22 protein-coding genes are annotated in these 25,077 nt (G+C 41.6%); 6 read left to right on the forward strand and 16 right to left on the reverse strand.

Features of this window, described 5'->3' with window-relative positions:
• Positions 1-28: 28 nt before the first annotated feature.
• The 4 genes from Q0976_RS02970 to pepA all read right to left on the reverse strand — a co-directional run bounded on the left by Q0976_RS02970 (position 29) and on the right by pepA (position 7,032).
• Positions 29-1,564, reverse strand: a complete 1,536-nt coding sequence (locus Q0976_RS02970; protein ID WP_299490815.1) for an MFS transporter — start codon at positions 1,562-1,564, stop codon at positions 29-31.
• Positions 1,565-1,950: 386 nt separating this feature from the next.
• Positions 1,951-4,836, reverse strand: coding sequence for a valine--tRNA ligase (locus Q0976_RS02975; protein WP_299490817.1), 2,886 nt, complete (start codon positions 4,834-4,836; stop codon positions 1,951-1,953).
• Between the two features lie 15 nt (positions 4,837-4,851).
• Entirely contained in the window at positions 4,852-5,313 is a 462-nt protein-coding gene (locus tag Q0976_RS02980) for a DNA polymerase III subunit chi (protein ID WP_299490819.1), read from the reverse strand.
• A 210-nt stretch (positions 5,314-5,523) separates the two neighbouring features.
• Positions 5,524-7,032, reverse strand: a complete 1,509-nt coding sequence (gene pepA, locus Q0976_RS02985) for a leucyl aminopeptidase (protein WP_299490821.1) — start codon at positions 7,030-7,032, stop codon at positions 5,524-5,526.
• Positions 7,033-7,255: 223 nt separating this feature from the next.
• Here pepA and lptF point away from each other — a divergent pair, with 223 nt between their 5' ends.
• Together lptF and lptG are read left to right on the forward strand one after the other, a co-directional pair.
• A complete protein-coding gene (lptF, locus tag Q0976_RS02990; protein WP_299490823.1) occupies positions 7,256-8,368 on the forward strand; it encodes an LPS export ABC transporter permease LptF in 1,113 nt (370 codons plus the stop codon).
• Complete coding sequence (gene lptG / locus Q0976_RS02995; protein ID WP_299490825.1) at positions 8,365-9,423, forward strand: LPS export ABC transporter permease LptG; 1,059 nt, start codon at positions 8,365-8,367, stop codon at positions 9,421-9,423. The genes lptF and lptG overlap by 4 nt, the downstream gene beginning before the upstream one ends.
• A 55-nt stretch (positions 9,424-9,478) precedes the next feature.
• On the opposite strand, the gene Q0976_RS03000 is transcribed toward lptG, so the two are convergent.
• The 10 genes from Q0976_RS03000 to Q0976_RS03045 form a co-directional block, all read right to left on the reverse strand.
• Positions 9,479-10,033 (reverse strand): RDD family protein, encoded by a 555-nt coding sequence (locus Q0976_RS03000; RefSeq protein ID WP_299490827.1) that lies wholly within the window; start codon positions 10,031-10,033, stop codon positions 9,479-9,481.
• An 11-nt stretch (positions 10,034-10,044) separates the two neighbouring features.
• On the reverse strand, positions 10,045-10,302 hold the full coding sequence (locus tag Q0976_RS03005) for a DUF2960 domain-containing protein (RefSeq protein WP_299490829.1): 258 nt from the start codon (positions 10,300-10,302) through the stop codon (positions 10,045-10,047).
• 131 nt (positions 10,303-10,433) lie between these two features.
• Positions 10,434-11,063, reverse strand: a complete 630-nt coding sequence (locus Q0976_RS03010; protein ID WP_299490831.1) for a DUF2913 family protein — start codon at positions 11,061-11,063, stop codon at positions 10,434-10,436.
• A 41-nt stretch (positions 11,064-11,104) separates the two neighbouring features.
• On the reverse strand, positions 11,105-12,346 hold the full coding sequence (locus tag Q0976_RS03015) for a dicarboxylate/amino acid:cation symporter (protein ID WP_299490833.1): 1,242 nt from the start codon (positions 12,344-12,346) through the stop codon (positions 11,105-11,107).
• Between the two features lie 280 nt (positions 12,347-12,626).
• Complete coding sequence (locus tag Q0976_RS03020; protein WP_299490835.1) at positions 12,627-13,925, reverse strand: DEAD/DEAH box helicase; 1,299 nt, start codon at positions 13,923-13,925, stop codon at positions 12,627-12,629.
• 190 nt (positions 13,926-14,115) lie between these two features.
• Positions 14,116-14,526, reverse strand: a complete 411-nt coding sequence (locus Q0976_RS03025) for a GFA family protein (protein ID WP_299490837.1) — start codon at positions 14,524-14,526, stop codon at positions 14,116-14,118.
• Between the two features lie 99 nt (positions 14,527-14,625).
• Complete coding sequence (locus Q0976_RS03030) at positions 14,626-16,413, reverse strand: aminopeptidase P family protein (protein WP_299491079.1); 1,788 nt, start codon at positions 16,411-16,413, stop codon at positions 14,626-14,628.
• Between the two features lie 130 nt (positions 16,414-16,543).
• Positions 16,544-17,014: an FKBP-type peptidyl-prolyl cis-trans isomerase gene (locus Q0976_RS03035; RefSeq protein ID WP_299490839.1), complete on the reverse strand. Its 471-nt coding sequence runs from the start codon at positions 17,012-17,014 to the stop codon at positions 16,544-16,546.
• Positions 17,015-17,071: 57 nt separating this feature from the next.
• Positions 17,072-17,416: a DUF1294 domain-containing protein gene (locus tag Q0976_RS03040; protein ID WP_299490841.1), complete on the reverse strand. Its 345-nt coding sequence runs from the start codon at positions 17,414-17,416 to the stop codon at positions 17,072-17,074.
• 169 nt (positions 17,417-17,585) lie between these two features.
• Positions 17,586-18,062 (reverse strand): hotdog fold domain-containing protein, encoded by a 477-nt coding sequence (locus Q0976_RS03045; protein WP_299490843.1) that lies wholly within the window; start codon positions 18,060-18,062, stop codon positions 17,586-17,588.
• A 269-nt stretch (positions 18,063-18,331) separates the two neighbouring features.
• Here Q0976_RS03045 and Q0976_RS03050 point away from each other — a divergent pair, with 269 nt between their 5' ends.
• Both Q0976_RS03050 and Q0976_RS03055 read left to right on the forward strand, forming a co-directional pair.
• Positions 18,332-19,261 (forward strand): DUF368 domain-containing protein, encoded by a 930-nt coding sequence (locus Q0976_RS03050; RefSeq protein ID WP_299490845.1) that lies wholly within the window; start codon positions 18,332-18,334, stop codon positions 19,259-19,261.
• 129 nt (positions 19,262-19,390) lie between these two features.
• A complete protein-coding gene (locus Q0976_RS03055; protein WP_299490847.1) occupies positions 19,391-20,344 on the forward strand; it encodes a DUF523 and DUF1722 domain-containing protein in 954 nt (317 codons plus the stop codon).
• Between the two features lie 20 nt (positions 20,345-20,364).
• On the opposite strand, the gene Q0976_RS03060 is transcribed toward Q0976_RS03055, so the two are convergent.
• Complete coding sequence (locus tag Q0976_RS03060; protein WP_299490849.1) at positions 20,365-20,709, reverse strand: DUF3634 family protein; 345 nt, start codon at positions 20,707-20,709, stop codon at positions 20,365-20,367.
• A 283-nt stretch (positions 20,710-20,992) separates the two neighbouring features.
• On the opposite strand from Q0976_RS03060, the gene Q0976_RS03065 reads away from it, so the two are divergent.
• A complete protein-coding gene (locus Q0976_RS03065; protein ID WP_299490851.1) occupies positions 20,993-22,441 on the forward strand; it encodes an NAD-dependent succinate-semialdehyde dehydrogenase in 1,449 nt (482 codons plus the stop codon).
• A gap of 30 nt (positions 22,442-22,471) precedes the next feature.
• Positions 22,472-23,740 carry a 4-aminobutyrate--2-oxoglutarate transaminase gene (gene gabT, locus Q0976_RS03070; RefSeq protein ID WP_299490853.1) on the forward strand — a complete coding sequence of 423 codons (1,269 nt, stop codon included), beginning with the start codon at positions 22,472-22,474 and terminating at the stop codon, positions 23,738-23,740.
• On the opposite strand, the gene Q0976_RS03075 is transcribed toward gabT, so the two are convergent.
• A complete protein-coding gene (locus tag Q0976_RS03075; protein WP_299490855.1) occupies positions 23,727-25,019 on the reverse strand; it encodes a polysaccharide biosynthesis C-terminal domain-containing protein in 1,293 nt (430 codons plus the stop codon). The genes gabT and Q0976_RS03075 overlap by 14 nt on opposite strands.
• Positions 25,020-25,077: the final 58 nt, after the last annotated feature.

Here is a 25,077-nt window from a genome sequence, read left to right on the forward strand (position 1 = left end):
TTCGCTTTTACGTTAAAAGGGACAAACCTTAGGCTTGTTGTTTTTGCAAACGATATAACCATTGACCGTACAAGAAAATCCCCACGGCGGAAATGGCACCAATTCCCCCAATAATATACCAAGCCATGCCGATATCGTGGGTTTGATACAAAAATTGGGTTAATTGTGTCGCGCTTTCGCCGGTATAGGCAACTAAAGTATCAAAGGCTTCTCCTTGAGGGATGGCTGCAATGGCGTTTTCACTCATACCACGTTCGGCAAGCAGTTCTCGTGAAAAACGCTCTTTAGAAGCAAAATGTTCATACAGTTTTGGGCCAAAATAGCCTTCTAAGCCCCAGCCAATCCCTTGAGGTAACATTACAAAACCTAAATACATGGCTTTTTTTCCTTCTGGCGCAATGTTACCCATGAATTCATTTTTCTTTGGGCTTATCATCATTTCACCGATGGAAAATAAGGCGATGGCTAATACTATCATCCAGGCGGCATTGGTAGCCCCTATGAACACGAAAGCCAGAATACTAAATAAACAGCCCATTAACATAGCACTGGTGATACGATATTTGGCGGTTAAGGCAGCGATAAGAAAACAGCTGGTCATGATCATGCCGGCATTGAGGTTGAGCATACCTTCTGGCATGACTTTGGTGCCTGCATTATCTAAGCCTAGCCAAAACTGAAATACACCATTACTGGTGCCAGCTTCGCCAAATAAGCTGGTGACAATGACGCTGGTATCAACCCATTCGGCAATGTGAATGGGGAGCACATCAAATAACGCATTAAACAAAAACCAAAAACCGGCAAAGACCAGCATGTAGTAAATTACGACAGGCTTTTTGAGTTCATGTAATGCATCTTTCCATAGCATTTCTTGTTTTAGCTCACCGGACTTTATTTTAGCGTTGCGGGCTAAGCGTTCTGTTTTACCGGGTTCTTTATAAGCTAAGAGCAATAATAAGTTGCATGAAATGATGGCCGCACAGGCAAAGAAGACATTTTCCCATGACAGTTGTCGCATATGTACAGCAACTAAGGGACCTAAAAAACCACCGATATTCACCACTTGATAGAAAATGCCCCAAGCCATTGAAGAATTATTACGGTTAGTGGAGAGAACGAGGGTGCCTTGAATACCGGGTTTGAAAATCCCTGTACCACCTGCAAGTAACATGGCGCCGATTAAAAAACCCCAAAAACTGGGGAAAAAAGCCATGACTAAATAGCCGGAAATTTTGATTAATGTCGACACAAAAATCGTTTCTTTATAGCCTACTCTATCGGAGATGCCGCCAGTAAAGACAGGAATGAAGGTTTGCATCAGTGCCCAAGCTGAAATAATGACTCCGTAATCACTTAAGCTTATGCCAAGGCCGCCAGCGGAATTGGGTGCTTTTGCATACAGGCCTGCACTGGCTTTTACCCCGTAATAAGCAATACGTTCGATGAGCTCCATGCCACCGACCATCCAAAAAATATAACTTAAGCTGGCAATGGATGCCCACATGCCAAGTTGTTTGACTTCACGCAGATCATTACCTGTGTGGGAAATACTTTGACTCATCTTGTCTTACCCCAAGTTATCTCAAAACGGATTTATTTTTATCGACCTGGTGACAGGCTATGATGGATTGAATAAATGTTAACGTTTGAGGAATGATGTGTTTTTTTTGTTTTAGGTTGGTTACTTTACCTAATTTTGACCGAAAACACTAACTTTGACTGTCGGCAGAGTCAGCCATTAAATCCTATTTGCTAAGATCAGATGAATATTGGAATGTAGAAAGACGTTATTTTCGGGGCAGTTCTGTTGCGTTATTTCTTGCATGGGAAGTGATGACTGTTTTCATCGGAGAGGATAAAAATATGTCGGTTTATGAATAAAAAAGCCAGTTACATCAATAATGTGACTGGCTTTAGTAAGCCGAGATATTAAAATGTCGTGCTCAATCAGCCTTCTAATTTAGCCAGTTCGGCTTTTTGCTCAGTTAACTTGTCGATATCGCGTTGATATTCTGCTTGCTTTGCACGCTCTTTTTCAATGACGGCTGCAGGAGCTTTAGCTACAAACCCTTGGTTTGATAGTTTTTTATCTATTCGCGCAAATTCATTAGCGGCTTTATCGAGCTGCTTATCAATACGGGCCATCTCAGCTGCAACATCAATGAGCCCTGCCATTGGAATAAGCAGCTCCATATTGCCGATGAGCTGAGTGCTTGACATCGGTGCTTCATCGTTGGCCTCAAGTACCGTCATTGACTCAAGTTTTGCCAGTGTGGTGAAGAAGGTTTGGTTGGCATCAAGACGCTGTTTATCTTGAGCACTCACCCCTTTTAATAGGGCATTGAGTGGTTTAGATGGGGCAATATTCAATTCTGCACGAATATTACGAACAGCAACAATAACTTGTTTAACCCATTCAATATCTAGCATGGCTTCTTTATCGACAAGACTTGCTTGATATTCAGGGAATGCGCTGAGCATGATGCTGTCAGTTTGAGCGCTTGTGCCAAGTGCCAGTGGTTTAACCCGTTGCCAAATGGTTTCCGTGATATAAGGCATGATAGGATGCATTAAGCGTTGCATGGCTTCCAGTACTGTGATCAAGGTATGACGAGTACCCCGTAATTCGCTTTCGCTGCCGCTTTGCATAACCGGTTTAGTGAGTTCTAAATACCAGTCACAGAATTGGTTCCATGTAAATTCGTATAACGTATTGGCGGCTAAGTCAAAACGATAGTTGGCCATATGTTCGTCAAAGGCTTTGACCGTTTGATTGAATAAACTCACTATCCAGCGATCGGCCAATGACAAGGTGAGTTCGCCACTTTGATTCCCCTTATCATCAATACCGCAATCTTCACCTTCTGTATTCATTAATACGTAACGTGAGGCGTTCCAAATTTTATTACAGAAACTACGGTATCCATCAAGGCGCTTCATATCCCAGTTAATATCTCGACCGGTTGAAGCCATTGAGGCTAATGTAAAACGTAGCGCGTCGGTACCATGAGCTTCAATGCCATCACTGAATTCTTTACGGGTACTCTTTTCAATTTTTGCAGCAAGCTTAGGCTGCATCATATTGCCAGTACGTTTCTCGACTAAGGACTCAAGATCAATACCATCAATCATATCAAGAGGATCAAGCACATTGCCTTTCGATTTTGACATCTTGTTACCGGCTTCATCACGGATAAGGCCCGTAACATAAACCGTTTTAAAGGGCACTTGAGGTTTACCGTTTTCATCCTTAATAAAGTGCATGGTCATCATGATCATGCGAGCGACCCAGAAGAAAATAATATCAAACCCTGTCACTAACACATCGGTTGGATGGAATGCTTTTAAATCCTCAGTGTTGTCAGGCCAACCTAATGTTGCAAAGGTCCATAAGGCTGAGCTAAACCAAGTATCCAGTACATCGTTATCTTGGCGTAATACGATATCGTTGCCTAATTTATATTTAGTACGGACTTCAGCTTCATCACGACCGACATAGACTTTACCTGCTTCATCATACCAAGCGGGAATACGGTGACCCCACCAAAGCTGACGAGAGATACACCAATCCTGAATATCGCGCATCCAAGAGTTGTACATATTCTCATATTGCTGAGGGACAAACTTGATATCGCCATTGTCGACAGCTTCCATGGCGGTTTTAGCCATAGGAGCAACAGAGACATACCATTGATCGGTTAATAGTGGTTCAATCACCACCCCTGAACGATCGCCATAAGGCACTTTTAATGCGTGAGGCTTAATCTCGCCAAGCAAACCTAAGGTTTCGAGCTCTTCAATGACTAAGTTGCGGGCCTTAAATCTATCTAACCCTGCATATTGTTCAGGAAGGGTATTATCAAGCTCATTGTTACTGCTACCATCGCTGTTCACCACTTCTGCTGTGGTACGAATAGCGGCATCGAACGTGAGCACATTAAACATGGGTAATTGATGACGTTTACCCACTTCATAATCGTTAAAATCATGTGCAGGCGTGATTTTGACACAACCTGTACCAAACTCCATATCTACATAATCATCGGCAACAATGGGGATGAGGCGGTTGACTATGGGTAAATGAATAAACTTGCCGATCAATGATTGATAGCGTTCATCATCGGGATGAACAGCAACAGCGCTATCACCTAATAAGGTTTCAGGACGTGTGGTGGCAATTTCTAGGTAATCTTTGCCGTCGCTTGTTAAGGCCCCTTCCGCTAATGGATAACGAAAGTGCCACATGCTGCCTTGTTTTTCTTTATTTTCGACTTCTAAGTCTGAAATGGCAGTGTGTAATGCAGGATCCCAGTTGACCAGCCTTTTACCACGGTAAATGAGTTCGTCATCATATAATCTGACAAAAACCTCTTGTACAGCGGCTGACATGCCGTCATCCATAGTGAAGCGCTCACGATCCCAATCAACCGATGCGCCTAAACGACGTAGCTGTTTGGTAATGGTACCGCCCGATTGAGTTTTCCAGTCCCAAATTCGGTCTATAAAATTTTCTCGACCTAAGTCATGGCGGCTTTTGCCTTCTTCGTTTGCAAGCTTACGCTCAACCAGCATTTGGGTTGCAATACCCGCGTGATCGGTACCGACTTGCCAAAGGGTATTTTTGCCTTTCATACGCTGATAACGAGTCAGTGTATCCATAATGGTATCTTGAAAAGCATGGCCCATGTGTAAGCTACCTGTCACATTAGGTGGCGGGATCATGATGCAATAGTTACCTTGGGACGCGTCGCCCTGAGGTTTAAAATAACCTTGCTCTTCCCAGTTTTGATAAAGAGCTTGTTCAATGGACTGCGGGTGATATGTTTTTTCCATGGGTTCGTGTGCTTCTCAAACTAAATTAAGGGGTTGTGTTGCTAAATCTTGGGTCGCTAGTGCAATCCCTAAGGTTCTATATTGATGATACCTTAGCCTTGCTTGTGCTTTATCGTTTGCAACAAAGTCGACAATCTGGCCAAAGTTTACCGCAAATGAGGGGACTTGGTCTGCAAGATTGATCAATTGATGGCGTTTTTTATTGGGTCCAAATGGATCCATGCCGATTTCAACGGGGGCGCCAGTTGCTGGGCCTTCACCTTTTAGATTATGTGGGACAAAGGCACTGGGGGGAAATAGCCACAGTAACTCATCAATGGCATATGCTTGCTCTTTGTTTTCACAATGAATATAGACGCTTTGTTGCTTTATGAAATAGTGCTGAGCCAATTCACATGCCAAGTGATAGACGGGATTAAGATCCATGACTTCTGGTGTTGATGGCGTTGGCAACAAATAAAACAGCGTTTGGGTCATTGGCGTGCATTCTATTGGTGTGAAGGATTAACAGGGGGTATTGTACACTGAAAGTGAAATGGTTCCCAAAGGTGTTTTTATTTCCAGCATTTTTTATTGCTAAAGCGTCATATTTGACGGTTTATCCCGTATTCATTTAAAGGAATCGATTGTTAAATGAATACGGGCATACGATGCGGCAATCAGTCTATGGCTTGTAACGTGAGTCGATTACTCACCTTGTTCAACGCCCGCGCGATTTATCAAAAACTGAGTTAACAATGGGACAGGACGTCCTGTTGACCCTTTATTTGCGCCACTGTTCCAAGCAGTACCTGCCACATCTAAATGGGCCCAATGGTATTTTTTGGCAAAGCGAGATAAGAAGCATGCTGCTGTGATAGAACCAGCTGCTCGGCCACCTAGGTTCGTCATATCGGCAAAAGGACTTTCTAGCAGTTCTTGATATTCATCCCATAATGGCATGCGCCATGCTCTATCACCGCTTTGCTCACCGGCGTTAAGCAGTTCATGTGCAAGCGGATTATGGCCAGAAAATAAACCCGATGCATGTTTACCTAATGCAACAACACAAGCGCCAGTTAATGTCGCAGTGTCGACAACCAGCTCAGGGTCAAAACGTTCAACATACGTTAAGACATCACATAATACTAATCGGCCTTCAGCATCGGTATTTAACACTTCAACGGTTTGGCCTGACATGGTTGTCAGTACATCACCTGGTCGATAAGCGTTACTGGATGGCATGTTTTCACAGCCCGCAAGAATACCGATAACATTAACAGGAAGCTTCATTTCACATAGTGCTTTCATGGTGCCAATCACACCCGCAGCGCCGCCCATATCATATTTCATTTCATCCATGGCTTCGCCGGGTTTTAATGAAATACCACCGGAATCAAAGGTCAGGCCTTTTCCGATGAGAACAATGGGTTTTTCATCACTTTTTGCTGCGCCATGGTATTCCATAATGGTCATAATGGATTCATTGTGACTGCCTCGCCCCACAGCTAAATAAGAATTCATCTCTAATTTAGCCATTTGCTCTTCACCGACGGTGGAGACGGTTAAGCTTTCATGGGTTTCAGCCAATTGACGTGCTTGAGAAGCTAAATAGGCTGGATTACAAATATTGGGTGGCATGTTGGCCACGTCACGGCATAAATGCATACCGTTTGAAATGGCAAGGCCGTGTTCAATGGCACGCTCGCCAACCGTGAGCTCTCTGCGCGTTGGAACATTGAAAACCAGTTTACGCAATGGACGACGAGTTTCCCCTTTACGGGTCTTTAAGGCATCGAAGCTGTAGAGGCTATTTTGTGTAGTTTCTAAGGCTTCACGTACTTTCCAGTATGTATCCCGTCCTTTTACATGTAATTCGGTTAGAAAACACACCGCTTCCATTGAGCCTGTTTCATTAAGCGTATTTATTGTTTTGGTTATAATTTGTTTATATTGACGTTCATCCAGCTCTCTTTCTTTACCGCAGCCGACCAATAATACTCGCTCGCTAAGCACATTGGGAACGTGATGTAGCAGAAGCATTTGCCCCGGTTTACCTTCTAAGTCTCCGCGACGTAATAGGTTACTGATATAACCTTCACTGATTTTATCCAGTTGTTCGGCAATACCTGATAAACGTCGAGGTTCATACACGCCGACAACGATACAAGCTGAGCGTTGCTTCTCTGGGCTACCGCTCTTTACACTAAACTCCATGAGCTCTCCTAGATTCTTAAAGACAAATTTTATTATTTATTGGATAATGTCTGCTTGTGCCCCAAAATGGGGACTAAATATGGCACACCAAAAGCGATTTCCTCTGGTGTATTGTTGACCACGTTTAGCCATTGTTGGTTGCAAAACGACTAAAAGTAGACAGTCTACATGAAAGTTGGGTTGATACCAGCATAAATCAAAGTTTAGAGAGTGTATCCTACTTGTGATTGTACTTAGATACTTGATTAGTGAAGTTTTAAAAGCACAGATAGCTGTATTTCTCGTTTTGTTGGCTATTTTTATTAGTCAACAGTTCGTTCGTGTGCTGGCTGATGCCTCTGATGGTGAATTTCCTGCCTCATTAGTGGTGACTTTGCTAGGGCTGAATATGCCTTTTTTAGCAGTGTTAGTGATCCCGTTGAGTTTATTTTTAGGGATTTTGCTTGCCCATGGACGGATGTATTCAGAAAACGAAATGGTTATTTTCCATGGAGTGGGGGTGAGTGAGTGGTATATAACCCGAATAACATTATTGATAGCCTTGGTGAACCTTGTCATAACGGGTTTTTTATCTCTTTATGTTGCCCCATGGGCGGAAGAGAAGCAAAACCAAGTTTTAGAGCATGCTCAATCTGAAGCGGGGTTAGCTGCTTTAACGGCTGGACGTTTTCAAACCAGTCCAGATGGACGTGCTGTACTCTTTGTTGAAAAAATTGGCCGAGATAACTCATTGAGTAAGGTTTTTGTTGCGCAGCTTCCTGAAAAAGACGACGCATCTGGGACCAGTAATGTTGTTGTGGCTAAAAGTGGCAGTGTGATCGAGGGGGACAGTGGTGCGCAACGATTAGAGTTATCGGATGGCGTGAGTTATCAGGGTCGCCCGAAAGATCTTGATTATCAGATCACCACTTTTGGTGGTTATCAAATGCAGATAAAAGAGCAGGAAGTGGATCAGCGTCGCCGTAAACTGTCCTCTTTACCATTAGGCCAATTGATGGATATTGATTCCCCTGAAGCCACGGCCGAATTTCACTGGCGATTAGCGATCCCTTTAGCCATTCCATTGATGACATTAATTGCTGTGCCTATGTCTCGAGTGAATAATCGTCAAGGGAAATTTGCGAAAATGTTGCCCGCTATTTTATTATATTTAGGGTATTTTGGTTTGATGGTGGCAGGCAGAAGAGCATTAGAAGATGGTGTTATTCCAGCCTTTCTTGGTATGTGGTGGATCCACGCTTCGGCCTTGTTTATTGGATTAATACTATTGAGTAAAGAAAGGCCATGGGGCAGCAAAATGTTAGCCTATTTTAAACGTAAAAAGGCCACTGCATGAGAATTTTAGATTTTTATATTGCGAGAACAATTATTAGTAGTTCGGCATTATGCTTGCTTATTTTAACGGGGTTATCTGGGATTATTAAGTGGGTTGATCAGCTGAGATTGGTTGGGCGGGGTACTTATACGATGCTTGATGCGGGGATTTACGTGCTTTATCTTATTCCTCGTGATGTAGAAATGTTTTTTCCCATGGCGGTATTGTTAGGTGCATTGATTGGTATGGGAATGATGGCCTCTAATTCTGAGTTAGTGGTCATGCAGTCCTCTGGGTTATCTCGTTTGCAAATTGCGATATCGGCCTTGAAAACCGCGATTCCTTTAATGATATTGGTGATGATTTTAGGCGAATGGGGGGCGCCAGCGGCAGAACTAAAAGCGAAAGAGATGAAAGCCATTAAAACCTCAGGTGGTAGTTTTATTAAATCGAAACAGGGTATTTGGGCTCGTGATGGTGGCTTTTTTGTGAATATTGGTCAAGTGGTTGATGTCGATCAGCTGAGTAACGTCACCTTATATAAATTTACTGATACGTTGGATCTAGTCAGTACTGTGAATGCAAAAACGGCTAATTATGTGGATGATCAATGGCAGCTACATGATGTTGAAACCACCTCGCTGACTGCTGATAGGGTGACCGTTAACCATAAAGATATGGAAATATGGCATTCTACGTTAACACCAGATAAATTGACAGTTGTATCGGTCAAACCTGAATCATTATCCATTCAAGGTTTGTTAGGTTATTTGGATTACTTAAAGGCAAACCATCAAGCCGCAGAACGCTATGAGTTAGCACTATGGCGCAAGCTCATGCAGCCTGTCACTATTGCCGTTATGATGTTGGTTGCATTGTCTTTTGTTTTTGGACCATTGCGAACAGCGACAATGGGCGCGCGAGTGTTATTAGGTGTGGTCGCAGGGTTTAGTTTCTATATTTGCAGTGAAATTTTTGGCCCACTGAGTATTGTGTATGGGTTACCCGCTTATATGAGTGCAGGTATGCCAGCGCTTATTTTTAGTGCGGGAGCACTGTATTTTATTCGTAAATAGAAATGAGTAGGAAAATGGCATCGAATAGATGCCATTCTTAGACAGGCTGGAAGGTTTAAACACCCCGCCAGTTACGTAATTGGTTTGCCTCAGCTGATAATACAACCACTTCAGATCGAGTCATGCTGTCTTGCAGAGCGAGTTTGTCTGTATTGAGTATAATCCATATATTACCTAGCCCCAATAACGAATAAATTAACCGAGCACTGGCCGTTATCATACTTAAGCTTTGCCCATTTGGATGTTGTACCTTTAGTCTCCAAGCACGCATACCTAACGTTTGGCCACCATAGCTCCAGAAGCTGATATAAAAAAGGCCGACACAAAGTACTAGCCAAAATTGATAAAGGCTTTTATATAATGCAGTGCCATTGAGTAAATCTGAGACATGGTCAAACCCATTCATATTGAGTAAATTAAGGGAGACCAGCCCAGTAAATATGCCAAAGCCAATAGCGCCAGCAATCATATAAACAGCAACCGCTAATAAAGCATCGTAGACTATTGCCCCAAGTCGACGAAAAAAACTGGCTCGAGGGTAATTCGCATGTTCGCTATTGCCTCTCACGCTATGGGATGTTTGTGTCGTCTTTGTGTGTGTTGGTTTCATGATAGCCACTCTTATTTTTCAGCGTCAGGTTCATCTTTAACGAAATATATATCGCTAAAGCCAAAACGGGCAAACTCTTTGGCTCTGAAGTCTTTTACGGCTGCACTGCCTTTAGAGGTCATTGCAATTTGTTGTTCCATGGCTAAATAATTCGTCAGATCAACGCCTTCTTCGGCTGCAACGGCTTCATACATATCGTGATAGACATCATAAGCAAAGTTAATTTCTTTTGATTTTTTTTTATATTTATAGGTGATCCTACGGGCCATGATGTTTATCCTAACTGTGTCTAAAAAAGCGAAAATCGATTGTTGTCTTGCTGAAAAATAAGCGAGCAATCAGGTATTATACATTAAGAACCCTGATAGTCTGGTGTGAAATTTTATCCTTGTCTGTTGCATTATACGAGTAAGGCCAATTTGGGGGCGAGATTTTTAGGCCAAATATGATAGGCTTTATGATGTTTGATGAGTGACGCTTTTTTATCGCCTAATGTGAGTAATAGTTCATGCTTTAGGGCTTTAGAGGCGATAGTGTAGAGATCGGCACGGATATACAATGTCACAGGTTTGATGAGTTCGTTATCTTGAATGTGATAAAGATACTCTTCTTCTGAAATCACTAAACTGCGTTGTCCGTGACTATTGAGTTTAAGGTTAGGGGATAAGCGTTGATCTTTAATAATGATCCAATCTTCTTGTTCCAGCTCTGCTAACAATGCGGTTAGACGTGCACCTAATCCTTGTTGTTTGTGGCTAATCAAACGGTATTGAGTGCTTATGTTAAGTAAAATAGCGGGTAGATCTACGCTAGCACCTTGACTTCGAGCTTGGCGGATCCAAAGTGTTAAATCATTTGCAACGAGTTTTGAAAATTGCTTGTTTTTTTGCGCCGTAACCATCCAGTGACATAAAAAATGGCTTTGAGTGCTCGCTGTTTTGACCTTTGCTGTCGCGTTATAGGTTTCAAGTGCTTGCAAACCTGCTGTTGCAAGTTCGAGTATGGCGTCATTATAGGTTTGCGTATTCATATGCCCCACTATTTAATTAAATACATTACTTAAATTGCTTTCTAATCGAGCGCACTTGACGTTTTATTATTTGAATAAAAAGTCAGTCTTTTACCTAAGATTTTTTCAATTAATTGGGTGGCGCTCAAATCATGGGTAACATTGATAACGGTGGCCATCGCATCGGTTGTTGCACCAATCACGACGAGCATCGGGATCACTTCCATTGGGAGTCCCAGTGCCGTGACAATAAAGATTTCGCCTAAAAATGCCCCTCCAGGTACACCACTAACAATGACAGCGTATAAAGTTGCGAGTAATAAGGTCATGAAGAAGACTTCAGGGCTGAAGTCTAATCCAAGCACAGCGTAAATAAAGACAACCTTAAGGGTGGCTGTCATGGCTGCGCCGCCTTTATTAATATTGACCAATAAAGGTAAACAGATCTCGGCTATTTCTTCTTTTAATCCCATTTTCTGTGCGCTGCGCAGGTTAACGGGTAAACTGGCTAATGATGAGCTGGTTCCTAATGCCGTGGCAGCAGAGGGAAAGACATTCTGCCAAAAGCGGCTAATGGCAGGGCGGCCCCCAGCAAGGGCTGCATACAGAGTGGAACCGATAATAAAATAAATCAGTGCAGCAATAAAAAAGAGGAAAATAGCACGAGCAAATGAGGTGAGCAACTCTGGATCTTGATTGGCCATTGTGGCTGCAAAATAGCAACCTAATCCAATGGGGGCGACAATCATGATCATTGAAACCATTTTCATCGTGACAACATTTAAACTTTGTAGCATTGCGGCCACCTTTCGGCCGTGCTCGCCAGATTGTCCGATAGCAATACCTGCAATAATGGATATGATCACGAGGGCAAGAATATTTGATTTTGAGAGTAATTCGACAAAATCATTAGTAGTGAGCATTTTGACAAAGTCCATATGCCCGCCGTCAGTGCTTATGGGATCTTTAAGAGAGAGTGTGACCCCTTGAGCGGGATCATAAAAGCTGGCAAGACTTATCATAGTGAGTGATGGGATTATCGCCATGATAGCTGAAACACCAATCACGGCTAAGAGGATCACGCCTAATTTTTTTAAGTCTGTCATGCTGGCGATTGACGAGGTGACACTTAAGCTCACTAAAGGCACGACAATCATGAACAGTAAGTTAATAAAAATTTGGCCAATGGGGGCTAAGTGATGAGCGACGTCAGGAAAATAAATACCTATCATGGCACCCATACCAAGCGCGAATAATAAAATCAGAGAAGAGCGGTAATGGGTTGAAATATTTAACAAGCGCATAATATTAGCCTTATTATTTTTAGGGGCTGTAAATCTTTATTCGGAATAAAGGTGTTTTAGTCGCGGTCTATTTAATCCTATGAGTGAGCAATTAAAAGATCATAGGGTCAACTGAGTGACTATTATACCAAAATAAAATTTGTTAATGATATCAAAATGATTTTAGATATAATTTATACGATTGTTCAGGGGGTAAATAAAGGTGAAAACAGAAACCAAGGGAGGTGTTTATTATTTGAATAAGCAAGGAAAGTGAAAATTCACTTCCCTTGATAAAAAATTACTTAAGCTTTTTTATTTTCGCAGGAGAGGCGTTTTTGACTTTGACTCTGCGGCCACTCATTTTTCGTTCCGCAGCCACCTGGGCACCGGCATTATCCTCACGTTGTTGCTTTTTAGCGAAGCTACGACGCTTTTGTAATTGCTTGATAAGTAAATCTCGACTACCGACTTCATATCCAGGAATTGTAATACGACGCAGTTTTTGGCCAATAAGCTTTTCGATATCAGCAAGGGTACGTTCTTCTTCACGACTAACAAAAGAGATTGCGACGCCGCTTTTACCTGCTCGACCTGTGCGGCCAATACGATGAACATAATCTTCGGCCAAAAATGGAAGGTCATAGTTGACTACATATTCTAGTGAAGGAATGTCTAAACCACGGGCAGCCACTTCGGTGGCGACTAATACGCGAACTTTACCTTCTTTGAATTCACGTAATGCTCGGCGGCGACTGCCTTGTGCTTTTTCACCGTGAACAACGCTTGAAGGAATACCGTCTAAGTTGAGCTCTTTAACAAGGATATCCGCGGCATCACGGGTGGCTGTGAACACCAGTACTTGTTGCCAGTTTTTGGTGCCGATGAGCTCAGATAATAATTCACGTTTACGGCGTTGCTCAACGGGATAAATGGCTTGGCTTACCGTTGCAGCGGTGGTGTTTTGTTTATCCGCGCTGATCACATTGGGTTTAATCAGCATGTCATTGGCGAGTTTTTTTACGGCACTTGAAAAGGTGGCTGAAAATAATAAATTCTGGCGTTTGCTATTTGCCACTTGTAGAATTTTTTGAATATCTTGACTGAAGCCCATATCCAGCATGCGATCTGCTTCATCAAGTACAAGGAAGTCAAGGTTAGATAAACTCAAATTACAAGAGGTTAAATGTTCTAATAACCGACCTGGCGTGGCAACGATAATATCGGCACCGCGTTTTAATTTCAGTGCTTGAGAGTCCATTTTGACTCCCCCGTATAATGTGATGACACTCATATCGAGATACTGACTATAGTCATTGATATTTTGAGCAACTTGAGCGGCGAGTTCTCTCGTTGGTGTCAAAATGAGTGCTTTTGCATTTGAACGGTGAGTTTCACTGGGGTTATCGAGCATTTTTTGCAAAATAGGCAAAGCAAAGGCGGCAGTTTTACCTGTGCCGGTTTGCGCACTGGCTAATACATCTTGTCCGCGTCTGATTGCAGGAATGGCTTGTTGTTGAATAGGCGTCATTTTTTGATAACCACATTCTGAGATAGCACGTAAAATCTCGGGAGCAAAACTAAAAGATTCAAATCTCATTATGAGGTCCTGTTATTCGTCATTCACATCAAGTTATTCGGTAATATTAGTTCATACGCGCTAAATGCTTGAGTGGGTTTAGCGCGGTGGCGGAGTATAGCAAAGATTAGGGTAAGATTTTAGGGTTATTTACCTTTTATGGAGGTATCATTTTACTCTTTAAAGCTATATTTTGATTAATGGCCTGACTTTATTGTTTCTCTAACGTCTCTATGCCTACAGGGATTTGATACCAAGCTGGTTTTTCACTCGTCCATACATGGATTATTGGAGCAAAATCTTGATCGATAGAGGCGCCCACAGGTTTTAATTTTAGTTTAATGAGATCTGGCTGTGCTGGATTGACATGGTATATGCGGGTGCCGCAACTGGGGCAAAATTTAGCATGATTTTGATTGCCACTGTCAGCTATGCGGCTCCAATGCTTCATTTCACCTTGAAAATGAATATCTTCTTTAGATACAACGGCTGTGATGCTAAAGGGACTACTTGATAGAATTTGGCATTCGCAGCAGTGACAGGCTAAGACTTTTATGGGTTTTTTATTCAGCGTGTAACTGACCTGTCCACATTGGCACGCTGCGGTGACGGGGTAGTCCATTGATGCTCCTAGATTTTATAACTATCTTTGAATGACAGAATTGGCAATATATAGCTAGATCCACGTATAAATGAACCTAGCATATATCATTAGAATAAACTATATCGCTTGCGTGGCGTTTGTTAGCCAGTTCAACTCAATCCCTTCTATGAAGGGTGATAAAGCAGAAAAGACGCGTTGGTGATAGTCATTAAGCCAATTTATTTCTGTTACCGTTAGTAAGCTATTGTCGATTAAGCGTAAGTCCATTGGAATTAATGTGAGTGCTTTAAATTCTAGCATGTCACGTTCACTATCTTTTAATGCTTCACAGATTTGAACCGCCACGAGGTTTTCAAGTCTTATCCCAAACTCACTCTCTCGATAATAGCCAGGTTCATTGGAGACTATCATACCGGGCAGGAGTGCCACGGGCTGGCCCGCTTTTGCGATGCGCTGTGGGCCTTCATGAACATTAAGAAAATGACCGACACCATGCCCTGTACCATGATCGTAATCATATCCGTGTTGCCATAGAAATTGTCTGGCAAATGCGTCTAACTGCTGACCTGTTGTGCCTTGAGGGAATTTCGCTTGATCCAGTGCTATGTGCCCTTTAAGGACTAAGGTCACCATTTTTTTCTGCTCATCATTGATCTCGCCAATGGCAATAGTGCGGGTGACATCAGTGGTGCCATCAAAATATTGTGCACCAGAATCCACTAAGTAGAGGCTATTTAGGAGCATGGTAGCTGGTGTGCCATTGTTATGGTTGTAATGACACATGGCGGCGTTACTGCCGAGGGCTGAAATGGTATCGAAACTGGGTTCTTGATAGAGGGGATCTTCAAGTCTAAAGCTTTCGAGCTTATCGCTCAATGTGGCTTCATTATGTAAACGATGATGTTGTACTTCATTATCAAGCCAAGCTAAAAAGCGGCTGACTGCGACACCATCTCGAATATGGCATGCTGTAAACCCTGCAAGTTCGATTGTATTTTTTTGAGCTTTTTCGAGTGCGATAGGACAACTGGCTGGGAGCAAGGTGACATTGGCCGCTTTTGCTGTGAGCTGTGACCAAGCATTACTTGCATCGGGATCACACAGGAGGATTTTATTTGAAAGGGCTTTTAAGGAACTTGCTAATTCCGCTTCCGGTAAAAAATCGACTCCGTTTCCGACATGCTCGTTAATCCCTTGAGGCAACTTAGTGACATCGGTAAATAGCGTCACACGGCTGTCTTTGTATAATAGTGCGGTGCCAAGGATAACGGGAAGCCTAGGCACATCTTGGCCACGAAGGTTTAATAACCAACAAAAAGAATCCAAAGCGGTAATTAATGCCGCATCAGCGCCGATGTGCTGAATGTTTTTGGCGATTCTCGTACGTTTGTCCTGACTGCTTTCACCGGCATAATCATGACTGAATAAAATGGCTGGTGAACTTGAGGCTTCTGGGCGATTGTTCCAGTGTATATCGATGGGATTTTCATCGAGGGTGACCAGTGTTATGTCAGCTTTATGAAAAGCTGATTGTGCTTTTTGAAACCAGTTAAAGCTGTGTAAACGGCTATCGATACCCACTCGAGAGTGTGTGGGGAGGGTGTCGATGAGCCATTGAATTTGGGGGACGTCAGTGAGACTTAAATACTCAAATAACCCTGCGCTCACTTGCTGGCGAACTTGAACGGTATAACGACCATCGGTAAAAATGGCGGCGCTGCCTTTTAATATAATGGCCATTCCAGCTGAGCCCGTAAATCCCGTTGCCCAATATAATCGCTCATTGTGCGCAGGGACATATTCTCCTAAATATTCATCGGCTCTAGGGACAATAAAAGCGTCGAGATCATTGTTGGCCATTTCAGTTCGAATAGCGTTAAGGCGAGTGGCAATAAGTGATGACATAAAGCTCCAACTGAATAATTGTTGTTTCGACGGGATGAATACCGACGATAAAGGACAAAATGACAACAATATTAACATAAAACCCTCCTTTGGTCTTAGTGATAAAAGAAGGGAAAGCCTTGTTGTTTAATTAATCGATACTGATAAGTTCCACATCAAAAATCAATGTTGCACCAGCAGGGATTTGTCCTGCACTTCGATTACCGTAGGCTAAGTTGTTCGGAATAAAAAAACGGGCTTTTTCGCCGACAACCATTAATTGTAAACCTTCTGTCCAACCTTTAATGACTCTATTTAATGGAAAAGAGATAGGTTCTCCTCGATCAAAAGAACTATCAAATACGGTGCCATTAATAAGACGGCCCTCATAATTAACGGTGACGGTATCTGTGGCTTTAGGATGTTGAGTGCCGCTTCCTGCAGTCAGGACTTGATATTGTAATCCAGATGTTGTGGTTTTTACGTTTGGTAACGTTTTATTTTCGGCTAAAAAGGCTTGCCCCTGGGCATTCTGCTCTTTGACTTCGGCTTGATTGTTTCTTGAGCTATAAAAGTAAAAAATAACTCCAGCAATTAGAATAATGGCGAGTAAGACTTTCATTGTGTATTCCTTGGTTATTGATGCATCTTTTATCCGTTTTAATCAGCCTGTTTAAGCTCATAAAGTGGATTTAAAAGTAGGGGGAAATAATAAGATATAGAGTAATAATATATTGATTATGATGACAAGGTACAGCTTGTTTTTAAAGGGCTGCTTTTGTGTTTTGTGACGTAATAACTGTTGTGCCAGTAAGGCGCCCGGCCAGCCACACAGTAAAGCTAATAAGTGCAATGTGCGCTCTTTGGTGCGCCATTTCGATTTGCGGGCTGCGGATTTATCAATGGCGAAAGCACAGAACGTGATTAAGCTTATAATTAGGTAACTCAGGAGTATGTTGATTGAGATTAACGACAGTACATAAGCAGCGATGAGTAGGCAGAAAAAAATAATGGCGAAAGTCATGACTATTTTCAGTAAATGGAGTCAATTGACGAGACTAACATTTTGAGAAACATCCTCATAGGGGGAATGTTAACGTGGCTAATAAGTTTAATATGGGGCTTAGTATATTGTATTTAAATATTCACTTAACCTGATGTGTTGGTCTCCTTCTTCACATCAGGTTAACTTATTACTTTATAGGCTTTTCTGTGATCCACAGCTTGATGGTGCCTTTCACTACAACGATGTCATTTTTATCATATGCAGTGACATTGACCATTAAATCACCCGGTACCCATTGCTCTGGTTGGACTTCTGCGACACAGCGAATATCGCTGTTGGCTTTGGCGGTATAGTCTAAGCTCATGCCTTTTGGAAGCCAGCGTAAATGAGCAGGAATAGAGGCTTCTGCCATTGTGCCCATTGCCATTTCTAATCCATTACAAATAGCAATAACATGGACGGTTTTAATGTGATTATGTACCGCCCGTCTTTTTTTGACTAAACAAACACATCGATGAGGACGCAAATCGGTAATTAAGGGGTTAATGGTTGAGAAGTAAGGCGCCATTTTGCTAATAAACATGGAAAATAATTTATTCCCAAAAGAGAAGCGACTCATTTTATTGTAAAGCGACATGACTTTTGTCGGTTTTGCTGTATGCATTATCGGTTTCCTTTTACTTTGCATATGAAAGAGGCGCCAATGCCAATATTTTTGTGTGAAATGTCATCTGGTCGGATGTCTTTTTGTTAGATTAGCACTTTTTCTACGTAAAAGGCTAGTTTACTTTTCCTAGGTACTTTTTGTTAAATAAAATCAGGTGATTAATTTTATTCGATGAGTAAAGTAATAAAAACTACAAGTTTCATTTCCTTTCGTTGGGTTTGCACACGTATACTTCTTGTTAGCCAAAATTAGTTTGAGGATGATAAGTGAAATACCTAATTATTTATTTAAAGGGGCTTGCAATGGGGGCGGCCGATGTTGTGCCTGGGGTCTCGGGAGGGACAATTGCGTTTATTACAGGCATACTTGATACCTTGCTCGATAGTATTCGTAGTATTAATTTTTCACTGTTAGGCGTGATTAAGGAAAAAGGGTTAAAAGCGGCTTTTCTTCATATTAATGGGCCATTTTTATTATGTGTTTTTGCAGGTATTTTAACCAGTATATTGACATTAGCTAAGCTAATATCCTACTTGTTGGTGACTCATCCTATACCTGTGTGGTCTTTCTTTTTTGGATTAATCTTAATCTCTGTCGTGCATATGCTAAAACAAGTGCAAGGTTTTTCTGTCGCCCGTTTTGCATTATTTGTGCTGGGTGTTGCAGTGGCTTGGGGGATCACCATGATTAATCCTATGGCACTTGAATTGACCCGCTTGAATATTTTTTTGGGAGGCTGTATTGCGATTACCGCTATGTTATTACCAGGCATCTCAGGAAGTTTTATTTTAGTATTATTGGGCTTATACACAGGTGTACTCGGAGCGGTAAAAAACTTTGATTTAACGGTGATGCTGACTTTTGTTACGGGTGCTATAGTGGGATTATTGAGCTTTAGTCATTTGTTATCTTTGTTATTGCGTAAATACCATGATGCGACACTGGTTTTTTTAACAGGCTTAATGTTAGGGACGTTAGGTAAGATTTGGCCTTGGAAAGAAACGTTAACATGGCGCGAGAATTCAAAAGGAGAAATGGTTGCATTGAGTGAGCGTAATTTATCACCGATGCAATTTGAACAACTAACAGGTCAACATTCACTCATCTTATGGGCGGTGATTGCTATGTTCGCCGGTATTCTTCTTGTGTGGGGGCTAGAGCGATTTGCGGCTAAATATCCTCAAATGGCTGAATAGTTCAAGCATGAGTCACTAAGTTGTTAAGGTCAGTTTTTACTGGCCTTTATTTTATATTTTTACCGAGATATTTATACTGTTTGTCGCTATGCTTTAAATGATGAGGTTTGTTGTATAGGGATGACACACATGGGTTTTACTAGCGAAAAGATACAGATTGGCATTAGCGCTTGCTTGTTAGGGGAAAAAGTTCGGTTTGATGGTGGGCATAAAGCATCTCAATACTGTCAAAAAGAACTTAAACCACACTTTGATTTTGTGTCTGTTTGTCCTGAAATGGCGATAGGTATGGGCGCGCCGAGAAAGTCTATTCGTTTAATTAGAGACAATGAAGCACTTTATGTTCGCAGTCAAGATGGTAGCCTCGATGTCACTGATAAACTTGTTGATTTTAGTCAAGATAAAGTTGAGCAATTGGATTTTTTAGGCGGGTATATTCTCTGCGCTAAGTCACCGACTTGTGGCATGGAAAGAGTGATTGAATACAAAATAGAGACAAACAGTGGCAGCAAAGTGGGGGTGGGGGTGTTTGCCCGTGCTTTAATGGATAGGTATCCATCTCTTCCTGTTGAAGAAGATGGGCGGCTACATGATTTGAAAATACGTGAGAATTTTTTTACACGTATTTATGCCTACCATGACTGGCATTGTATGAAGCTGTCTGGGTTGACAAAACATAAATTAATCGACTTTCATTCTCGATATAAATATTTATTGATGGCGCATAGCCCAAAAGAATATCGATTACTCGGACCAATGTTATCCAAGATACCCGATGATCTCGAGCTCTTTTCAGAGCGTTACTTAACTCGATTTATGGCCATTTTAAAAGTCAAAGCGACGCGCAAAAATCATACCAGTGTATTGCAACATATACAGGGTTACTTTAAAAAGTATTTAAGCAAAGAGCAAAAGCAAGAACTTAGCGAAATGATCTTAAAATATCATCAGGGGTTACAACCGATTCTAGTGCCCATCACTTTGATTAATCATTATCTAAGAGAGCATCCCAGTGAGTATATTGAAAATCAAGTTTATTTAAATCCCCATCCTGAGAGCCTAAAATTGCGTTATGCTTTTTAATGAGAGATGAGGATAGGCTTTCAACTGGATTTTTTACTGTGATCGACTTGTTTTTTGTCATAATACTCAAAAGGAAATAGGTTGCGTATTCTCTGAGATATTGCGCTACTAACATTGGCGGAAATATGTAGCCTGACAGTATTTAATCGTTCACATCGAATAGTACAGGTGAGCTTTTCTGTTTTTGCGATATGCCGACATTCTTTTTCAAATTTTTCAGGGATCTTTCCTTTATGTGAAGCGAGTCTACCTTGTTTGAAATGCATTTCAAACAAGGTTAATCCTTTTTTTCCACTAAAAATAAGTAAGTAAATAAGGGCGACTCCAAGTAAAACAAAAGCAATTTTTAGTATGGTAAGGGTCATTGTCTTTTCCTTTTGACTTCAGCTGGTTACCTATTACATTGAAGGCACAACTATTTCAACTGTAAGCGATAATGTGTATCTTCAAGTTGCTTGGATATTGACACTTTATCTTATCTGAATCAGATAACGTGTCTACAAAAAATATAGGGATATTTTAAGTTTGAATAATGTTTTATTTGTCAGGCTTAGATATTTAATATTGAGAGATTCGATGAATACGTTTTAGATGCGGTTAAGCTAAGCTATATTGAGATGAAATTGACTTTCCCGTAAGGAGATACTTTTGCAATTACTCGATCCCACATTATTGCGCCAGCAATGTTATATCAATGGCATTTGGCAAGATGCTGATAGTCAAAATCGTCAAGCTGTAGTGAATCCATTAAACAATGAGATTATTGCCCATGTTCCTATTATGGAAGAGAAAGAAACACAAAGAGCAATAGAGGCGGCGGCGATGGCCTTAAGTGCTTGGCAAGCTTTGACTGCCCAAGCGCGAAGTGCAAAATTAAGAACTTGGTTTTTACTATTAATAGAGCATAAGGAAGATTTAGCTTTATTAATGACAACCGAGCAAGGAAAGCCGTTAAGTGAGTCAAGAGGAGAAGTGGGTTATGCGGCTTCTTTTATCGAATGGTTTGCAGAAGAGGCTAAGCGAGTTTATGGGGAGACAATTCCTGGGCATCAAGCTGACAAACGTTTAATGGTGATTAAGCAAGCTGTGGGGGTGACTGCGGCGATAACGCCTTGGAATTTTCCGGCTGCAATGATAACGCGAAAAGCGGCTCCTGCATTGGCTGTGGGTTGCACTATGGTGGTTAAGCCTGCACCTGATACTCCCTTAACCGCTTTAGCGTTAGCTGAACTTGCCCATAGAGCTGGGATCCCAGCTGGGGTATTTAATGTGGTGACGGGAGATGCGCTGAGCATTGGTCAGCAATTGTGTAAGAGCCCTGATGTTAAAAAGCTTTCTTTTACTGGATCGACCCCCGTTGGAGTGAAACTTATGCAGCAATGTGCTCCAACGCTGAAAAAAATGTCTTTGGAATTAGGAGGCAATGCGCCTTTTATTGTTTTTGATGATGCGGATATTGATGCTGCGGTGGAAGGCGCTATGGTGGCAAAATATCGTAATGCAGGTCAAACTTGCGTTTGTGCCAATCGTTTATATATTCAAGAGGGAATTTATGAGCGTTTTGTTGAAAAATTTGCTGCTGCCGTGTCGCAATTAAAAGTGGGTGATGGAACGGTGGAAGGAGTGACAATTGGTCCTTTGATTAATCAAGCGGCGGTTGAAAAGGTAAAACGCCATATCGAGGATGCGATGACGAAAGGAGCAAAGCATGTCGTTACGCATGATAAAATTGATTTAAAAGGAAATTTTATATCACCTTGCATTTTAACTCACGTTGACAATCGTATGCTATTTGCAACAGAAGAGACCTTTGGCCCTTTAGCTCCTTTATTCAAATTCAGTGATGTTGATGATGTGATCAATCAAGCAAATGACACAGAATTTGGTTTAGCGGCTTATTTTTATGGGCGAGATATGTCCCTTATTTGGAAAGTTGCTGAAGCTTTAGAATATGGCATGGTTGGAGTGAATACTGGACTGATTTCAACAGAGGTAGCTCCTTTTGGCGGTATCAAATCATCAGGCCTAGGAAGGGAAGGTTCAAGGCATGGTATCGATGAATACCTTGAAATGAAATATATCTGTATGTCTGTTTGAGTGTGACTCATTGAAACTAGGGACGGTAGCATGACGAATGATGATTTGATTAAACGTAGATTGCAATCTGTCGCAAAGGGAGTGTCTCAAATTCACCCTTTTTATGTCGATAAAGCTGAAAATGCCACAATATGGGACGTAGAAGGGCGAGAGTTTATTGATTTTTCTGGTGGAATCGCAGTGCTAAATACTGGGCACTTGCACCCTAATGTCAAGCAGGCTGTTATTACACAGTTAGATCGATTTTCACATACTTGTTTTATGGTCTTAGGTTATGAATCTTATATAGAAGTGTGTGAGAAGGTCAATGAATTGGTCCCCGGTTCTTTTGCTAAAAAGGCGGCATTATTTACCAGTGGTTCTGAAGCGGTTGAAAATGCGGTGAAAGTGGCTCGAGCTTACACGCAGCGTTCTGGGGTGATTGCGTTTACTTCAGCTTATCATGGACGAACATTGGCGGCTTTAGCACTAACAGGTAAAGTCAGTCCTTATAGTAAAGGGATGGGATTGATGCCTGGTGGTGTTTATCGTGCTGACTTTCCTTGTATTTTACATGGTATATCAGATGATGATGCTATTGCTTCGATAGAACGTATTTTTAAAAATGATGCTGACCCAAGTGATATTGCTGCCATCATTATTGAGCCAGTCCAAGGTGAAGGTGGGTTTTATATTGCGAGTCCTGCATTTATGAAACGTTTGAGGGCGTTATGCGATAGAGAAGGGATAGTCCTTATTGCTGATGAGGTGCAAACAGGGGCTGGCCGAACAGGGACTTTTTTTGCTATGGAGCAAATGGGAGTGTGTGCCGATATTAGTACTTTTGCAAAATCTATTGCCGGTGGCTTTCCATTATCGGGGATCACTGGACGAGCAACTATGATGGACTGTATACAATCGGGTGGATTAGGGGGAACCTATGGAGGAAGTCCCATCGCGTGCGCTGCAGCATTGGCTGTGATGGAGACGTTTAAGCAAGAGAAGTTATTGGAAAGAGCCTGTGAAATAGGGAAAAGAATGAAGCAGTCTCTTATCGATATGCAAAATGATCATCCTCAAATTGCAGATATTCGTGGTTTAGGGGCTATGGTGGCCATTGAACTCATGGAAGAGGGGACACCGCAACCAGATTACTGTCGTCAAATATTAATTGAAGCCAGAGAGCGTGGACTTATTTTACTCTCATGTGGAACATACGGTAATGTTTTGCGACTCCTTGTTCCCTTGACGGCACCAGATTGGCAAATTGATAAAGGATTGTCGATATTAAAAATCAGCTTTGACACTATTTTGCCTTAGACCAAGGATAGATACCTAAATGTCTTTTGAGCATCATGCTGAGGACGATAAAGGTGAAAAAAAACATCGCTGTTGTGGCGACAGCTGCGCCTTGGATCCCATAATCTGGAATGAGTAATCCGTCAAGCACAACACTTAATGTGACACTGGTAAACATAATGATAGTGACATTTCTTTCTTGACCTGAATATTGTAACCAAGAATAGGGCATGGCAAACATAGCACTAAAAAGATAACCCGGTACCAGAATTTGTAATGTGGTAGCCGCTGCGGGCTCATTGTGACCAAATACTGATAAAATAGTGTCAGGAAATAGAAATAACAAGAGACTAATAGGCACTGTGGAGAGGATTAAAAGCCGAAAGCCTTTTGCATTGAGTTTTTTTATTTCATGTTTACCTTCTTTTAGGGCTGGAGTCATAAGAGGATCAAAAATAATCATAAATGAAGACTGTATGGCAAATAAAACCATAACGGTAATTTGAGCTGCAGCAAAATGACCTACGGCATCTTCATTAGCAAATATCTCAATCATGTAAATATCGATTTGATTAAGGGTTCGTTGTAAGAAAAATAACAACATCATGGGAATAGATATTTTTAACCAAATGAGAGGAGAAGTTGGATTTTTAATTTTTTGTAGGCGTATAAGGCCTAATTTTTTAACTTTGATTAATAGATAAAAAAGGATGATGAGAATTGCAGTGAAGGCAATCATAATTGCCCATGAGTCGGTGAGTTTTCCAACTAAGGCATATAAGGCGAATATCAGTCCCAATTTGAGAATGGGGTAAAATATCCATCTTGGAAAAATGGTCATGTAAATCATATTTTTAGATTGAAACACACTACCAATAAGAACCGTGATGGCCATAACGGGGACGACGGCGGTCGCATAGACAAGTGGGTGGTGTTGACTCAAGCTGGTATCTTCAAGAAAACTCATTGAAATAGCATAGGTTGTTAATGCTAATAGAAAGGAGAGTGTGAGGACTGTGACGAGATAGAAGCGGGTATATTCCCAAATAAGTTCCAGATTGGACTCTTTAAACGCGAGGGGTAAAAATTTGAGTGCAGCCGTTGCGCCGCCCATTAATACAGGGATACTGGCTAAACTGACAAAGGTTTCTGCAACTTTATAATCGCCATAATCTTCAGGAGAGAGTAGGCGGGCGAGCCCCACATTAAAAGCGTATACTGTGATGTATTTACTTAATACTGTTATTATCATTATAGTGGTCGTACGTTGTAAAAATCCTGCTTCTTTTTCCTTATCCATAGTTTTTTATACCCACCTTTGCTCCATTAAGGCTCACGTAATTTATTAATTTTCATGT

It is taken from the genome of uncultured Shewanella sp., from assembly GCF_947501665.1.
Classification (GTDB): domain Bacteria; phylum Pseudomonadota; class Gammaproteobacteria; order Enterobacterales; family Shewanellaceae; genus Shewanella.

Excerpts from the sequence above, each read along its gene's own strand:
- Q0976_RS03055 (WP_299490847.1), top strand. The coding sequence starts at position 19,391 with ATGGGTTTTACTAGCGAAAAGATACAGATTGGCATTAGCGCTTGCTTG.
- gabT (WP_299490853.1), top strand. The coding sequence starts at position 22,472 with ATGACGAATGATGATTTGATTAAACGTAGATTGCAATCTGTCGCAAAG.
- pepA (WP_299490821.1), bottom strand. The coding sequence starts at position 7,032 with ATGGAGTTTAGTGTAAAGAGCGGTAGCCCAGAGAAGCAACGCTCAGCT.
- Q0976_RS03045 (WP_299490843.1), bottom strand. The coding sequence starts at position 18,062 with ATGCATACAGCAAAACCGACAAAAGTCATGTCGCTTTACAATAAAATG.
- Q0976_RS03040 (WP_299490841.1), bottom strand. The coding sequence starts at position 17,416 with ATGACTTTCGCCATTATTTTTTTCTGCCTACTCATCGCTGCTTATGTA.
- Q0976_RS03030 (WP_299491079.1), bottom strand. The coding sequence starts at position 16,413 with ATGTCATCACTTATTGCCACTCGCCTTAACGCTATTCGAACTGAAATG.
- Q0976_RS03005 (WP_299490829.1), bottom strand. The coding sequence starts at position 10,302 with ATGGCCCGTAGGATCACCTATAAATATAAAAAAAAATCAAAAGAAATT.
- Q0976_RS03035 (WP_299490839.1), bottom strand. The coding sequence starts at position 17,014 with ATGAAAGTCTTACTCGCCATTATTCTAATTGCTGGAGTTATTTTTTAC.
- Q0976_RS03025 (WP_299490837.1), bottom strand. The coding sequence starts at position 14,526 with ATGGACTACCCCGTCACCGCAGCGTGCCAATGTGGACAGGTCAGTTAC.
- Q0976_RS02975 (WP_299490817.1), bottom strand. The coding sequence starts at position 4,836 with ATGGAAAAAACATATCACCCGCAGTCCATTGAACAAGCTCTTTATCAA.
- Q0976_RS03060 (WP_299490849.1), bottom strand. The coding sequence starts at position 20,709 with ATGACCCTTACCATACTAAAAATTGCTTTTGTTTTACTTGGAGTCGCC.
- lptG (WP_299490825.1), top strand. The coding sequence starts at position 8,365 with ATGAGAATTTTAGATTTTTATATTGCGAGAACAATTATTAGTAGTTCG.
- Q0976_RS03000 (WP_299490827.1), bottom strand. The coding sequence starts at position 10,033 with ATGAAACCAACACACACAAAGACGACACAAACATCCCATAGCGTGAGA.
- Q0976_RS02980 (WP_299490819.1), bottom strand. The coding sequence starts at position 5,313 with ATGACCCAAACGCTGTTTTATTTGTTGCCAACGCCATCAACACCAGAA.
- Q0976_RS03015 (WP_299490833.1), bottom strand. The coding sequence starts at position 12,346 with ATGCGCTTGTTAAATATTTCAACCCATTACCGCTCTTCTCTGATTTTA.
- Q0976_RS03010 (WP_299490831.1), bottom strand. The coding sequence starts at position 11,063 with ATGAATACGCAAACCTATAATGACGCCATACTCGAACTTGCAACAGCA.
- Q0976_RS03020 (WP_299490835.1), bottom strand. The coding sequence starts at position 13,925 with ATGAGATTTGAATCTTTTAGTTTTGCTCCCGAGATTTTACGTGCTATC.
- Q0976_RS03075 (WP_299490855.1), bottom strand. The coding sequence starts at position 25,019 with ATGGATAAGGAAAAAGAAGCAGGATTTTTACAACGTACGACCACTATA.
- Q0976_RS02970 (WP_299490815.1), bottom strand. The coding sequence starts at position 1,564 with ATGAGTCAAAGTATTTCCCACACAGGTAATGATCTGCGTGAAGTCAAA.